The sequence below is a fragment of the Streptomyces sp. NPDC014006 genome (assembly GCF_043088925.1).
Taxonomy (GTDB): Bacteria; Actinomycetota; Actinomycetes; order Streptomycetales; family Streptomycetaceae; genus Streptomyces.
This window is the reverse complement of sequence record NZ_JBICAJ010000025.1, coordinates 23,554-36,768: the sequence shown is the minus strand read 5'-3', so window position 1 is coordinate 36,768 and position 13,215 is coordinate 23,554. Positions and strand designations below refer to the sequence as shown.

Here is a 13,215-nt window from a genome sequence, read left to right as displayed (position 1 = left end):
CAACGGTGCTTGCCGTGACTGACGACCAGGTCGGTCGTTGGTGTGGTTATGGGTGGGGAGCTTGCTGATGTCAGGTTGTGGGCGGGTGAACTGGATGCTGTGCATGAGCGGTTCGTGCACCGTTTCAGCAGGTCGGAGCCTCGTGAGTCGGCACTGGCCTATATGCGGGGCCTGATTGCTCCGCTGCAGCGGAAGAACGGCTGGACGCTGGCGGAGGAAGCCGGCCACTCGGGCCCGGACCGTATCCAGCGGATGCTGAACCGGATTGAGTGGGACGCCGACGAGGTGCTCGACGACGTGCGCCAGTACGTAGTTGACAACCTCGGCGACCCAGGCGCCGTCCTGGTCGTGGACGACACCGGCTTCCTGAAGAAGGGGACGCGGTCGGCAGGGGTGCAGCGGCAATACTCCGGCACCGCCGGGCGGACGGAGAACTGCCAGGTCGGTGTCTTCCTCGCCTATGCCACGAGCCGCGGGCGAACGCTGATCGACCGGCGTCTTTATCTGCCCAGCTCCTGGACCGACGACCGTGAAAGGTGCCGCCGGGCCGGCATCGACGACGAAGTCGCCTTCGCGACCAAAGTGGCCATGGCCAAGGCGATGGTCCGCCGCGTGATCGCGGACGAGATCCCGTTTCGGTGGGTCACCGCGGACGCCGCCTACGGCTTCTCCAAGGGCTGGCGGTCCGAGCTGGAGCGGGCGGATGTCTTCCACGTCATGGCCACCACCCGGCACGACACCGTGGTCACCCGCTGGGCGATCGACCATCCCGTCCATGACCTGTTCCACGGCCTGGCCAGGCAGAAATGGAAGCGCCGTTCCTGCGGCAGCGGAGCTCACGGCCTGCGGATCTACGACTGGGCACGCGTCGAGGTGCGGCCGTGGCACCGGCCCGACCGCCGCCACTGGGTGATCGCCCGCCGCAGCGTTGCCCGCCCGCAGGAGACCTCCTACTACATCGCCTACTGCCCCGCCCAGACCGCGCTGGATGAGCTGATCCGCATCGCGGGCAGCCGGTGGGCCATCGAGGAATGCTTCCAGAGCGCAAAGCAGGAATGCGGCCTGGACGATTACCAGGTCCGCCGCTATCCCGGCTGGCACCGTCACATGACCCTGGCCATGGCTGCCCACGCCTGCCTGACCGTCCTGCGAGCCCGCCAGCTCGATGCCGGGAAAGCACAAACGGATCCTCCCCGCTCATCCACCTCAGCCTCGCCGAAATACGACGCCTGATCACCCGCCTCACCAACCGCCGGCCCACACCCGTCGAGCACATCCTGCACTGGTCGACCTGGCGCCGCCGACGACAACACCAGGCCCCGCACCAGCCACTACAAACGACGCGGACACAGCCCCTGACCTGGCCATCAGTCACGACAAGCACCGTTGCAGTACTAGGGTCCGTCTTCAAACGGATCTTGCCCAGAGCAGGAATGACGCGAGACTGACCGCTGCCTCGTAGGAGGTGGCGGTCTTGTCGTATCGGGTAGCGACGCCGCGCAGCACGCCAGGAGATCCCGGTCCGGATCTTGTAGACCATGCCGTTGATCACCCGGCGGTCCTCCACCCGCGGTCGTCCTGTCTTGGCCCGCGGCACCAGTGGAGCGAGGCTTGCAGGCCGCGGCCGCGGCCTCGGCGGGGCTGCGTGCCTGACTGCCGCGGCGCGCCTCGATCCGGTCCCTGTGGGCGCGCATCGGGGTGTTCTCGGGAGCGTGCTGGACGGCTTCGACGGCCGCCCAGCGACGGGCTCTCGTAGTGGCTTTGTATCCCGGTGTGGGGTCGTCGAACACGTTCGGGGCCAGGGCGAGTGCCACCATCTGTAAGACCCACCACGCATGGGGGGATCACGCCGCACGCCGAGTGGACGGTTCGAGTCACGCCGCGCACGGCACAGGCGAAACATCGGGGGCGAATGCGATGAGTACGCACGGCAATGGTCAGTGGGGTCCGACGGGCGGACCCGGATACGGCCCCGGTGGACAGCCGGGCTCAGGTCCCGGCCCTCAGCCTTACCCCGGAGGCGGACCCCATCCGTACCCCGGCGGTCCCGGCGTGGGGCCCTACCCGCCGCAGCCCGCCCCCGTGCCGCCGCAGGGGTTTCCGGGACGTCCGCAGGGCTGGGGCCCGTACCCGTCACCGCCGCACGGCGGTGGCCCGCAGCATCCGTTCCCGCGACTGCCCCGGCCGCCGCTGACGCGCGGGCAGCGGATCCTCAAGTGCGTCTACAACCCGTTCTACGCCGCCCAGCGGGCCTTCCGCCCCTCGCGCCCGGACGCCGTCGAGGACCTGACGGTACGCAAGATCCAAATGTGGCGGACCGGGCTCGGTGCCGCCGCCTGGCTCGTGCTGGTCATGTCGTACAAGCCGGTCGACACCGCCAAGGGTGCCGACGCCGTGGCGAGCGACAAGTTCGACCAGAGCTGGACCAGCACACTCTTCCTCGTGTGTGCTTTCCCGTTCGTGATCGCCCTGTTCGCGTTCGCCGCGCAGGGCGCGCTGCGTCGGCTCTATCTGCGACGGTCCCTGAAGCCCTTCGGGGCGGTGGCGGCTCTGATGGGGTCCATGGCAACGTTCCCGCTCGCCGTCGCGCCCGACCCGGCGACCACTGGCTTCCGTGATGCCATGGGGATTCCCGGCATGGTCGTCCTCATCGTCCTCTGCACATGGTCGCTGGGATTCGCTTTGTACGGGATCGCACTCTGCCTCAACCACGTGTTCCGCACCGCCGATATCCACGAGGTGCTGCCGCCGGTTCTCGCCACCGTGCTGGCGTGGGTGATGGCCACCCTAGACGTGATCAATAACGCGAACGCCGAGGTTCCCGTCCTTGCCCGGATCGTGTTTCTGCTCGGCGCTCCGGTGTCGGTGACGGTGTTGTCGTGCTGGGAGCTGTACCGGCTGCGGAAGTACCACAACCTGTCCCTGCGACAGGCCCTCGGCCGCTAGGGCCCGTCTTCGAAGATCGCTAGACAACGGCTCGGGCTTCACCCCGCTGGGCACCCGCCTGTACGACCCGGTGGTGGGACGCTTCCTGTCAGCCGACCCGGTGCTGGACCTGAACGATGTCCTGCAGTCCAACGGGTACGCCTACGCGCACAACAACCCGGTGACCTTCTCCGACCCGTCAGGTTTGGCGATCTCACTGACCGCTTCCGAGCGGGCCGCGGCCCTCGCGGGGGCGGGACTGTCGGCGGCACAGGTCGCGCAGGCGCAATCCACCATGGGCAAATCCCTCACTTCGGTGGTCCTGTCCGTGGGAGACGCTGAAGGACTTCATCGGCATCAACGACGCCATCTCCTGCTTCGGCGGGGACATGTGGTCCTGCGTCAGCATCGCCATGGACGCGCTCCCATGGTCCAACGGTTCCTCAACGTTCAGCCACGGCCTGACCATGGGACGGCAAGGGTTGTGCAGGTCACCAGTTGTTCACCTGCGGGCTCTACTCGCATAGACGCTGCGGTGGTGTCATGCCGTCAGATGCCCGGCACACCATGCCGTGCCGTGACTGACGGAGGCCCCCTATGCAACGGACACGCCGACTCGCCGCCGCATCCTCCGCGTTGGCTCTCGCCGCGGCTGGCCTGGTCTTGTTCGACCACCAGCGCGCATGCCGCCCCGACTGCCTCGTGCTCGCAGTCGTACTTGCCGCTGCCGGACCCGTCCTGCCAGCCCGGCGCTTACAACCCCGACGTCACCCAGGCGACCATCAATTCCACGATCTGTGTGTCCGGATGGACCAGCACGGTCCGGCCGCCCACCTCGTACACCAACCCGCTGAAAATCCAGCAGATCACCGCCTACGGTTACAGCGACACCTCGACCGCCGACTACGAAGAAGACCACCTCATCCCGCTGGAACTCGGTGGCGCACCCCGCGACCCGGCCAACCTGTGGCCCGAGCCCCGCTACAGCACCGGCGGGAAGACCGCGGGAAACAAGGACACCGTCGAGAACAAACTGAAGACCGCCGTCTGCAACGGCCAAGTGAGCCTTGACGACGCCCGCCATGCCATCGCCACGAACTGGACCACCGCCCTTGCCGCCACCGGCATCGGCTGAGAGGTGCGCTGGTCTGGCCCTGCCGGCATTCCTCGAGAAGCAACCGTGCCCGGCGCGACATGGAGCGACTGGATCTTGCCCGCGGCCCCCGCTTGCGGTGGGTCACGACATCCCCCAGTACCTGCGGGGAGCTGACCAAGGCATGACCAGACACAAGCGGCCCTCGCCGTCCCATGGCTTCGGTCGAAGGACGGCGAGGGCCGCTTGTGCGTCTGTACGGCCCGGGTACGACCGCGATGCGTATGCCGCGCGCTACGCCGGGCCGCAGCAAGGGCCAGGACCCAGACGCCCTGGCACGCGACAGACGCGAAGGCCGCTCCGTATGCCTCTGGCGCGGCCCAACGTGAGCTGAGGCTACCCGCCGCCCCACGTCTTCTGTTCGCGCGGATGCCCCGGCCGGCAGAGGCTGCTTTCCGGGTCCAGTGCCTGGTGGCTTCGTTGATGTCTAAGGGTGGTCCCGAGGACTGGCTGGGGCGCAAGGTGTGACTTGTAAAATAATCCGCATTAGGGTGGCCTGGACGAGCCGAGGGCCTCAGATCACATGGAGGCCATGCGGTGCGGTTCGTCCGCCGAAACTTCGGACTTTCGGATCTGCCGCGGCGCGGGCTCACCCCCCAAGAGGCCCCCCTGGAAGTGCTTCTCCTCGACGTCGAGGCAGAGCTCTCCATCCAGGAGCAGGGACGCCGGTGCCCATGATGTCGCTGGTGGCCTCGTTCAGGCAGCCGGACTCGCCCTTGTACTGCAGGCCGGCGGTGTTGGAGGTGACGCCGTGGGTCATCTCGTGGCCGGCGACGTCCAGCTCGGTGAGCGGGTTGGCGTTGTCCTTTCCGTCGCCGTAGGTCATGCAGAAACAGTCGTCGTTCCAGAACGCGTTGACGTAGGCGTTGCCGTAGTGGACGCGTGAGGAGGCGGCGGTGCCGTCGTTCTTGATGCCGTTGCGGCTGAAGGTGTTCTTGTAGAAGTCCCAGGTCACGGCGGCGCCGTAGTGCACCTCGGCGCCCGCGGTGGCGGGGTTGGAGTTGGTGCCGTCGCCCCAGGTGTCGTTGTCCTGGGTGAACAGCGTGCCGGTGTCGGAGCCGGAGCTGCTGTGGGCCATGTCGTAGGTGCTGTGGCCGCCGCGCGCGGCGTCGGTGAGCGTGTACGACGAGCCGGACTGGCTGGGGGGGGGGCGGCGGGTTGGTCGAGCGGGGCCAATGTCGTGTCGCGGCCCGTCGAGGACGTGACGCGTACGACCTGGGCATGACAAGGTGAGGAACGGCTCCTTGCCGTCCGGTCACGGAAGTGGTGCGGGGATGAGTCTGGGGCGGGGGGAACGGCTGCGGGAGGCTGCGATCGCCAGATAGCGCGGGGCTATCAGGTGGCCCTGGCGCGGCGGAGCTTCGGCGGCTCGCACGGATTCACCGGACCACCACACAAAGGGGCTGGCCTGCCGCTCCCCGGCGCACCTACGCTGCCCGCCCATGGAGTTGGAACTACGGCATCTGCGGGTGGCGGATCGAACGATCCCTCGGCGCAGCGCTGTTCACCCGGCAGACGGACGGCTGCCACCCCACGGTGCTCGGGCACCAACTCCTCGCCCGGGCCCGCCCTCTGCTGGGTGAGATGACCAGCCTGACAGCGGAGATGCGGGCTGCGGCGGCACGCACCGCTGAGGCACCGCAGCTGCGTGTCGGCGCTCAGTCGCACCACCTCCTTCCCGCGTGGTTACAGCTGTTGCGTCGGCGTTATCCCGGAACGCCCCCGGTCCTCCAGACCAACACCTCCGCCCAGCTGCTGCGCGGCTTGGGCGACGGGCAGCTCGACGTCGCCTTGCTGGGCGAGTACGATGCCGGCCGGCCCCTGAGCTTCGCCCCCGGACTCCGGTCGCGTGTGGTGGTGGAACGCGAGCCGGTGTTCGTGGCCCTTTCCGAGCGCCACCCGGCCGCCGTGCACGACACTGTGCGACTTCAGGACCTGGCGGAGGATCAGTGGGCCATCCGAAAACAGCGAGGAAGACTGGCAGGTCACGTATCAGGTGCTGCGCGGGGCTGGCCTCACCCCACGCATGACGAGCGGCGAGCACTCAGCAACGGTCCTGCTCGTGACCGCCGGCGAGGCGGTGGCGCCGTGCCTGGCAACATCGAAGCGCAGAGCCGGAGTCGTGATACGCCGTCTCGAAGGTGACCCGTTGAGATTGCGGTGGCTGCTGGTGGCACGGACGGAGGCCGAGATGGACGCCGTATACGACGACCTGGCCACCGCCTATCGGGAGGCCGCCGAACAGGCAACACCTGCCTACCGGGACATCTGGACCAACTGCTGGACCGGCACCAGCCGCTGACAGAGTCAGTCCGGCCGACGCGTAGCTCACGCCAGGACGCCCCTGCCGTGGAGTCGATGCTGGCGCAAGTCACATCGCCAGCTGTCTCATGAGACACAGCAAAGTCTGGAGAAGGACGGCTACCGCGCCCTGCTGTTCACCGACCAGGTACGGCTTCAGTCCCGCCGGGGCAGTCTGATCCAGGCCCGTTTCCCGGAGCTGGTGCGTGCGGCCGCGGAGTTGCCGGACGGTTTGGTCCTCGATGGGGAGCTGGTCGTGTGGGCGGGGGAGCGGATGTCGTTCGAGGCGTTGCAGCGCCGCGCGGCCGCCGGCCGCCGCAGCGCCGCCCGCCTCGCGGAGGAACTGCCAGCCCATCTGATCGTGTTCGACGTCCTCCAGCTCGACGGCGAGGAGCTGCTGCACGCCGCGTACGCCGAGCGCCGCGCCCGCCTGGAACAGCTCTTCGCCGACCATGATCTACGGGCACCCTGGACGCTGCCCCGAGACGGACGACCCGGCGACGGCGCAGGAATGGCTCACGTCCTGGACCGAGGTCCCCGGAGTGGAAGGGCTCGTCATCCGCGGCACTGAGCAGCGCTATCTGCGCGGCGCCCGCGCCCTGTACACAGTCCGCCGCCGCGACACCACAGAGGCGGTGATCGGCGCCCTCACGGGCACGCTCGAGCGGCCGCAGACCCCCTCGTCCTGGGCCGCTACGACGACACCGGCCACCTGCGCCCGGTCGGCCGCAGCACACCACTGCGCCCCAACGCCGCGCGCGAGCAGGCCGAGCGCCTGCGGCCGGCGGGGCCGGGGCACGCGTGGGAGGTCGTGCGCTTCACGGCGCCGTGGGGTTCGCGGACGCCGCTGGACGTGACCCTCATCGAGCCGGGCCTGGTCGCCGAGGTCGCCGTCGACACCGCGCAGGAGCGCGGCGCGTGGCGCCACCCAGTCCGCCTCGTGCGACTGCGCCAGGACATGGCGCCCGGGCAGATGCCGGCCTTCGGCGAGGGCGCCGTGCCCTCAGCATGAGGGGGTCAGTCGAAGAGGCCGAGGGCCGTGCGCGCGTCCGGGTGCACCCGCGTGACGCGGTGCGGCGGGCGCTCGTTCGTGGGGCATGAAGACCACCGCCCGCGTCCTGCTCGGGACGCTCGCCACCGCCGTCACCCTGTCCTGTACCGCGACCGCCCACGCCGTCGTCGACAGCGGCGGCCCCGTCCCCCAGCCCAGGGGCGGCGCCACCGCCGACGCCAACGCCGAGTTCAGCGAGGAGGACCTGGGCCAGTTCTTCAGCGCGTTCGGCGAGCACCAGAGCGCGGGGACAGGCGTCTCCTCCCCGGGCGCCACCGCGCCGTCCGCCGGCTGAGCCCCGCCCCGGGGCCCGGCGGACTCCGCCGACCCGGGGAACGTCTCGCCCCCGCCGCGGTCCGGCGCCGACCCCCCGGGGGCGGACCAATTGCCGCCTCGCTGCGCCGGGCCATCACCGCCCACGCCACCGCAGCCGGCCGGCTGATGTTGCCCAATCGGATGCCCGCTCGTGGAACCCGCCGAGCGCCGACCAGCGCGCGGCTGCGCCTGCTCCACACCGCCCCCACGGCCCGAGCGTCGCACGGTGAAGCCTCTGGGCGGACCGTACACAAGCCCGGCCGCCCGCAAGCGTCCGCATCACACGGTGGTGCCCCCGGCGGCCTTCGGCCAGGGCGCGGCGGTCTGCCCCTCCACCACCTCCACGATCGACGAGTCGACACGGCTCGGAGGCACGACGGCCTGGTGCGCGGCGAGCGATTGGTGGAAGCCGGGCGATCCCATCTCGCGCGTCTTCACCGGCGCGCCTGTGGAGCGTCCGGTGCAGCGGCAACAGATCACTGGCAGGCACAGCGGCGCCAGTAGACAGCACATCGAAGTCGCTGGCCCGGAATGTTTCGAATCAACCTCCCCCCGCACCCGGCGGCAGGCAGGGCGGCGATCGCGGACGAGGCCGCCGCCAAGGGCGCGAAGGCGGTCTGGTTCCAGCTCGGGGTGATCGACGAGGCCGCGTACGCGCGCGTGCGGGACGCGGGCCTGGAGATGGTCATGGACCGTTGCCCGGCGATCGAAATTCCCCGTCTACGCTGGCGAATCTCCTTCTACTCACAATTCGCCGCTGAATATTGACATTCGCATACGCGCCTGACCTGTGACAAGGCCGTGACTGAACGTGTGCTCAAGACACCTACTATCCCGGGTCAAGATTTGGCTAACTGTCTTTGCTCACTCGGAAATCGTCTCTATCGTGTGGCCTTCTTGCTCGCTCCTGCGTATACGAAATCTGAGAGGCCACTTGACATGACGAATGTCGACCAGGCTGCACCGGTAGCCACAAGCGACACCGGTAGTGGTCTGCGCCGCGACGTCGGACTCATCGGTCTGATGTGGGCCTCGGTTGGCTCCATCATCGGCTCCGGCTGGCTGTTCGGCGCCGAGAAGGCCGTTGTGGCTGCGGGCCCCGCCGCGATCATCTCGTGGGTGATTGGCGCCGTGGCCATCGTGCTGCTCGCCCTGGTGCACGCCGAACTCGGCGGCATGTTCCCCGTAGCGGGCGGCACCGCACGGTACCCGCACTACGCCTTCGGCGGCCTGGCCGGTATGTCCTTCGGCTGGTTCTCCTGGCTGCAGGCCGCGACGGTGGCTCCGATCGAGGTCGAGGCCATGATCGGCTATGCCAAGCACTGGCACTTCGCCGACGGACTGCAGAATGCCAACGGCACGCTGACGGCCAGCGGCATCGTCGTCGCGGTCCTCCTGATGGCCGTGTTCGTCGCGGTCAACTTCCTCGGTGTCCGAGTCCTGGCACACACCAACAGCGCCGCCACCTGGTGGAAGATCGCAGTGCCGCTCGCGGCAATCTTCATCATCGCGATCGGCAACTTCCACCCGGCCAACTTCACCTCCGAGGGCTTCGCGCCGTTCGGCGCCAAGGGCGTCCTCACCGCGATCAGCTCCAGCGGCATCATCTTCGCCCTGCTCGGCTTCGAGCAGGCGATCCAGCTGGCCGGCGAGAGCCGCAACCCGAAGCGTGACCTGCCGCGCGCGACCCTCGGTTCGGTCGCGATCGGCGCCGTGATCTACGTCCTGCTCCAAGTCGTGTTCATCGCCGCCCTGCCGCACGCCTCCTTCGCCAAGGGCTGGGCAAACCTGGCCTACGCCGGCATCAGCGGCCCCTGGGCGGGTCTCGCCTCAGTGGTCGGCCTCGGCTGGCTGGCCTGGGTGCTGTACGCCGACGCCATCATCTCCCCCGGCGGCACCGGCCTGATCTACACCACCGCCACCTCCCGCATCTCCTACGGCCTCGCCAAGAACGGCTACGCGCCGAAGGTGTTCGCCAAGACGGACAAGCGCGGTGTGCCGTGGTTCGGTCTCGCGGTCTCGTTCGTGACCGGTGTGATCTGCTTCCTGCCGTTCCCGAGCTGGCAGACGCTGGTCAGCTTCATCACCTCGGCGAGCGTGCTGATGTACGCGGGCGCCCCGCTGGCCTACGGCGTCTTCAAGGACCGTCTGCCGAACCACGAGCGTCCGTACAAGCTGCCGGCCGGCCAGATCATCGCGCCGCTGTCCTTCGTGGTCGCCAACCTGATCATCTTCTGGTCCGGCTGGGACACGCTGTGGCGCCTGGGTTTTGCGATCCTCATCGGCTATGTGCTGCTCGGCTCGTACGCCTGGTACGCGGTCCGCAAGAACCTGCCCAACGCGCCGCGGCTGGACTTCAAGGCCGCGCAGTGGCTGCTGCCCTACCTGGCGGGCATCGGCGTGATCTCCTACCTGAGCACCTTCGGCGGCAACGGTGAGCTGCCGCTGTGGTGGGATGTGCTGGTCGTCACGGTGTTCTCGCTCGGCATCTACTACTGGGCCAAGGCGACCGCGTCCGAGCCCGAGGCGATCGAGCGCAGCATCGAGGAGGTCGTGGTCACCGACGCCCCGGCCCACTGAGCCACTCCCCACCAGGTGTCCCGTCAGCCCAGCCGTGACTGACGGGACACCGTCATAATGCGGGAGTGATCTCCCCCCTCTCAGCTCCGCGCCCGAGGAACGCCGTACGGTTCTCGTCGTGGGCGCCGTGCGCGCCGGGCTTACCGTCGGCACGGCGCTCGTTGGCCGGCGGGGGCCGATGAGCAAAGGAAGACCGCCAATGGGCGGGTTAACAGAGGCTAACGCTTAGACTTAGACCGTGTCCTACGTGGTGAGGCGGACGAGTCGCTTGTAGCAGCAGAGGGCGGCCGCGAGTCCGAGAAAGGCCAGGTAGTTGCGGGGATGCGTTCGTAGCGTGGGCTGAGTCGTCGGTAGCCGGACAGCCAGGACATCGTCCGCTCGATGACCCACCGGCGTCGCCCTAATCGTTCGCTGGACTCGATCCCTTTGCGGGCGATGCGCACGCCGATGCGCTTCCATTGCAGCCATCTGCGCAGGTCGGCGCGGTCGTAGGCTTTGTCGGCGTGGAGGCGCTGGGGCTTGAAGTACCGGCCGCGATGGGGGTCGTGTCTCGTTTGGTGACCCTCGATCATGGGCTTGAGCCCTTCGCTGTCGTGGGTGTTGCCGGCCGAGAGGCCGACGAGGAGGGGCAGTCCGTTCGCGTCCGACAGCATGTGCATCTTGGAGCCCGGCTTGCCGCGGTCCACGGGGCTCGGACCTGTGTGTTCGCCCCCTTTTTGCCCTGACGTGGGCGGTGTCGAGGACGACTCGGGTGACGTCGATGAGGCTAGGGTCTGTTGTGAAAGTGCTGGTCACAGCCATTCGTTGAGGGCCGCGACCAGCACGGTCGCTTCGTAGCGGACGGCGAGTTTGTCGTACCTGGTGGCAACGGCCCGGTGGCGCTTGAGGCGGTTGATCCCGCACTCGACCGCGTGCCGCTGCTTGTAGTCATCCTTGTCGAACTTCGGCGGCCGTCCGCCGCGCGAGCCGCGCTTCTGCCGGTTGCGGACGCGGTCCGCCGGGATGGGGATGGTGGCCTTGATCCCGCGTCTGCGCAGGTAGGAGCGGTTGTCGCGGGAGTCGTACGCCTTGTCGGCCCGCACCCGGTCCGGCCGCTTGCGTGGCCTGCCGGGCCCGAGCCGGGGCACTCGGATCGCTTCCAGGACGGGCTCGAACTGCGGCGAGTCGCCCCGCTGCCCAGCCGTGATCACGACGGACAAGGGCTTTTGGCTCTGCTCAACGGCGAGGTGGATTTTGCTGGTCAGGCCGCCCCGGGAGCGTCCAAGGCCGTGGTCGGCCGGCTCGACGAAGACGCCGCCGGGCGGCTCCTTTTGAAGGTCCCCCTTTTCGCCGCCCCGGCGGCGTGCTGGTGGGCCCGGCAGACGGTGGAGTCGACGTTGACGTCCCAGGTGATCAGGCCCTTCGCATCGGCTTCGGCCTGGAGCTGGGTGAGGATCCTGGCCCAGGTTCCGTCCCGCTGCCAGCGCCGGAACAGGTCATAGACCCGGTCCCACGGGCCATAGCGTTCGGGCACGTCACGCCACGGGGCGCCGGTCCGGGTCCGCCACCGTATGCCGTCTATCAGCTGCCGCCGCGTCCACACCTGCGGCCGGCCCGGCTTGATGCCCCGCGGCAGCAGCGGCTCAAGCCGGGCCCACTGGCCGTTCGTCAGATCCCCACGTCCCACGAGACATGATCATGAACAAACAAGATCCACTTTCGCAACAGGCCCTAGCGTCGTCCAGCCGGTGCAGCACGGCCTCGTGGAGGCGGCCCCAGACACCGGCTCTCGACCAGATTAGGAACCGGCGGTGAGCCGTCGACTTCGGTATGCCGAAGCAGGGTGGCAGTTGGCGCCAAGCGCAGCCGCTGACCAGGACGTAGACGATCGCCGCGAACAGCGTCTCATCAGGGGTGTCCTGCGTTCCGCCGCCCTGCGGCCGCACTCTCGAGGGTGGGATCAGCGGCTTCGCGATCTCCCACAGCCCGTCCGGAACAATCCAACTCCACGTACCCCGCCCCATGCACGGACCAACGACCGCCTCACCACGTAGGACACGGTCTTACAGGTCATCTCATTTGGTCTGTTCGATAGCCTGTCTGGGTGGGGATCGTTGAGCGGCTGGTGCCGGATGAGCTGTGGGAGTTGTTCCAGCGGGTGGTGCCGGAGGCGCCGACTCGTCCGCAAGGCGGCGGCCGACGTCGGCACGGAGACGGGGAAGTGCTGGCCGCGATTGCGTTCGTCGCGACGTCGGGCTGCACGTGGCAGCAGCTGCCGTCGGCCTCGTTCGGACCGTCGGGAGCCACGGCTCACCGGCGCTTCACCGAGTGGTCGAAGGCCAGGGTGTGGGCGAAGCTTCACCGCCTGGTCCTCGACGAGCTGGGTGTTCGCGGTGAGCTGGACTGGTCCCGCTGCGCGATCGACTCCGTGAACATGCGGGCCCTCAAAAGGGGGAGCTGACAGGCCCGAATCCTGTGGACCGGGGCAAGTACGGCTCGAAGAACTTGATCACCGAACGCACCGGTCTGCCCCTGTCCATCGGCATCTCCGGCACCAACGTCCACGACAGCCAGGCCCTGATCCCACTCGTGCAGGGCATACCCCCGATCCGCTCGCGGCGCGGCCGACGACGGCGCCGGCCAGGAAAGCTCCACGGCGACAAGGGGTACGACTACAACCACCTGCGGCGATGGTTACGCAGCCGCCACATCACGCCATCACGGATCGCCCGCAAGGGAACAGACTCCAACCAACGCCTCAGCCGACACCGCTGGACAATCGAACGCACCATGGCCTGGCTGTCGGGGTGCCGGCGTCTGCACCGTCGCTACGAGCGCAAAGCCAGTCACTTCCTGGCCTTCACCAGCATCGCATGCACTCTCATCTGTTACCGCCGACTCACCAATTGAG

General features: G+C 68.5%; 12 protein-coding genes and 6 pseudogenes. 12 read left to right on the top strand and 6 right to left on the bottom strand.

Annotated elements, in window-relative coordinates:
- Positions 1–48: 48 nt before the first annotated feature.
- Complete coding sequence (locus ACF1GV_RS40730) at positions 49–1,233, top strand: IS701 family transposase (RefSeq protein WP_391691931.1); 1,185 nt, start codon at positions 49–51, stop codon at positions 1,231–1,233.
- Between the two features lie 259 nt (positions 1,234–1,492).
- On the opposite strand, the pseudogene ACF1GV_RS40725 reads toward ACF1GV_RS40730, so the two are convergent.
- Positions 1,493–1,837 (bottom strand): annotated as a pseudogene (locus tag ACF1GV_RS40725) (transposase); the annotation flags it as partial.
- Positions 1,838–2,082: 245 nt separating this feature from the next.
- Here ACF1GV_RS40725 and ACF1GV_RS40720 point away from each other — a divergent pair.
- From ACF1GV_RS40720 to ACF1GV_RS40710, 3 genes and pseudogenes are all read left to right on the top strand, one after another.
- Positions 2,083–2,946, top strand: coding sequence for a hypothetical protein (locus tag ACF1GV_RS40720; RefSeq protein WP_391691929.1), 864 nt, complete (start codon positions 2,083–2,085; stop codon positions 2,944–2,946).
- 22 nt (positions 2,947–2,968) lie between these two features.
- Positions 2,969–3,359, top strand: a pseudogene (locus ACF1GV_RS40715) (RHS repeat-associated core domain-containing protein); the annotation flags it as partial.
- A 284-nt stretch (positions 3,360–3,643) separates the two neighbouring features.
- Positions 3,644–4,060, top strand: a complete 417-nt coding sequence (locus ACF1GV_RS40710; RefSeq protein WP_391691927.1) for a hypothetical protein — start codon at positions 3,644–3,646, stop codon at positions 4,058–4,060.
- A gap of 679 nt (positions 4,061–4,739) precedes the next feature.
- On the opposite strand, the pseudogene ACF1GV_RS40705 reads toward ACF1GV_RS40710, so the two are convergent.
- Positions 4,740–5,219, bottom strand: a pseudogene (locus tag ACF1GV_RS40705) (M4 family metallopeptidase); the annotation flags it as partial.
- A gap of 443 nt (positions 5,220–5,662) precedes the next feature.
- Here ACF1GV_RS40705 and ACF1GV_RS40700 point away from each other — a divergent pair.
- The 5 genes from ACF1GV_RS40700 to ACF1GV_RS40680 all read left to right on the top strand — a co-directional run bounded on the left by ACF1GV_RS40700 (position 5,663) and on the right by ACF1GV_RS40680 (position 7,725).
- Entirely contained in the window at positions 5,663–6,223 is a 561-nt protein-coding gene (locus ACF1GV_RS40700; protein ID WP_391691925.1) for a LysR substrate-binding domain-containing protein, read from the top strand.
- A gap of 4 nt (positions 6,224–6,227) precedes the next feature.
- Positions 6,228–6,380 carry a hypothetical protein gene (locus ACF1GV_RS40695; RefSeq protein ID WP_391691923.1) on the top strand — a complete coding sequence of 51 codons (153 nt, stop codon included), beginning with the start codon at positions 6,228–6,230 and terminating at the stop codon, positions 6,378–6,380.
- A 42-nt stretch (positions 6,381–6,422) separates the two neighbouring features.
- Positions 6,423–6,950: a hypothetical protein gene (locus ACF1GV_RS40690; RefSeq protein ID WP_391691941.1), complete on the top strand. Its 528-nt coding sequence runs from the start codon at positions 6,423–6,425 to the stop codon at positions 6,948–6,950.
- Between the two features lie 114 nt (positions 6,951–7,064).
- On the top strand, positions 7,065–7,391 hold the full coding sequence (locus ACF1GV_RS40685; RefSeq protein ID WP_391691939.1) for a hypothetical protein: 327 nt from the start codon (positions 7,065–7,067) through the stop codon (positions 7,389–7,391).
- Between the two features lie 85 nt (positions 7,392–7,476).
- Positions 7,477–7,725, top strand: a complete 249-nt coding sequence (locus ACF1GV_RS40680) for a hypothetical protein (RefSeq protein ID WP_391691921.1) — start codon at positions 7,477–7,479, stop codon at positions 7,723–7,725.
- A 299-nt stretch (positions 7,726–8,024) separates the two neighbouring features.
- Here ACF1GV_RS40680 and ACF1GV_RS40675 read toward each other — a convergent pair whose 3' ends face one another.
- Positions 8,025–8,183: a hypothetical protein gene (locus tag ACF1GV_RS40675; RefSeq protein WP_391691919.1), complete on the bottom strand. Its 159-nt coding sequence runs from the start codon at positions 8,181–8,183 to the stop codon at positions 8,025–8,027.
- A 138-nt stretch (positions 8,184–8,321) separates the two neighbouring features.
- Here ACF1GV_RS40675 and ACF1GV_RS40670 point away from each other — a divergent pair.
- Both ACF1GV_RS40670 and ACF1GV_RS40665 read left to right on the top strand, forming a co-directional pair.
- Positions 8,322–8,513 (top strand): annotated as a pseudogene (locus tag ACF1GV_RS40670) (CoA-binding protein); the annotation flags it as partial.
- Positions 8,514–8,684: 171 nt separating this feature from the next.
- Positions 8,685–10,325 (top strand): APC family permease, encoded by a 1,641-nt coding sequence (locus tag ACF1GV_RS40665; protein WP_391691917.1) that lies wholly within the window; start codon positions 8,685–8,687, stop codon positions 10,323–10,325.
- A gap of 243 nt (positions 10,326–10,568) precedes the next feature.
- Here ACF1GV_RS40665 and ACF1GV_RS40660 read toward each other — a convergent pair.
- The 3 genes and pseudogenes from ACF1GV_RS40660 to ACF1GV_RS40650 form a co-directional block, all read right to left on the bottom strand.
- Positions 10,569–11,099, bottom strand: a pseudogene (locus ACF1GV_RS40660) (IS5 family transposase); the annotation flags it as partial.
- 17 nt (positions 11,100–11,116) lie between these two features.
- Positions 11,117–11,991, bottom strand: a protein-coding gene (locus ACF1GV_RS40655; protein ID WP_391691915.1) for an IS5 family transposase whose coding sequence is annotated in 2 segments (ribosomal slippage) — positions 11,117–11,598 and positions 11,598–11,991 — 876 coding nt in all. Because the reading frame shifts where the segments join, the coding sequence is not laid out codon by codon here.
- 46 nt (positions 11,992–12,037) lie between these two features.
- Positions 12,038–12,328: pseudogene (locus ACF1GV_RS40650) on the bottom strand (transposase); the annotation flags it as partial.
- A gap of 86 nt (positions 12,329–12,414) precedes the next feature.
- Between ACF1GV_RS40650 and ACF1GV_RS40645 the strand changes: the two are divergent.
- Positions 12,415–13,214, top strand: a protein-coding gene (locus ACF1GV_RS40645; protein ID WP_391691937.1) for an IS5 family transposase whose coding sequence is annotated in 2 segments (ribosomal slippage) — positions 12,415–12,750 and positions 12,753–13,214 — 798 coding nt in all. Because the reading frame shifts where the segments join, the coding sequence is not laid out codon by codon here.
- Position 13,215: the final 1 nt, after the last annotated feature.

Excerpts from the sequence above, each read along its gene's own strand:
- ACF1GV_RS40730 (WP_391691931.1), top strand. The coding sequence starts at position 49 with ATGGGTGGGGAGCTTGCTGATGTCAGGTTGTGGGCGGGTGAACTGGAT.
- ACF1GV_RS40700 (WP_391691925.1), top strand. The coding sequence starts at position 5,663 with ATGACCAGCCTGACAGCGGAGATGCGGGCTGCGGCGGCACGCACCGCT.
- ACF1GV_RS40680 (WP_391691921.1), top strand. The coding sequence starts at position 7,477 with ATGAAGACCACCGCCCGCGTCCTGCTCGGGACGCTCGCCACCGCCGTC.
- ACF1GV_RS40665 (WP_391691917.1), top strand. The coding sequence starts at position 8,685 with ATGACGAATGTCGACCAGGCTGCACCGGTAGCCACAAGCGACACCGGT.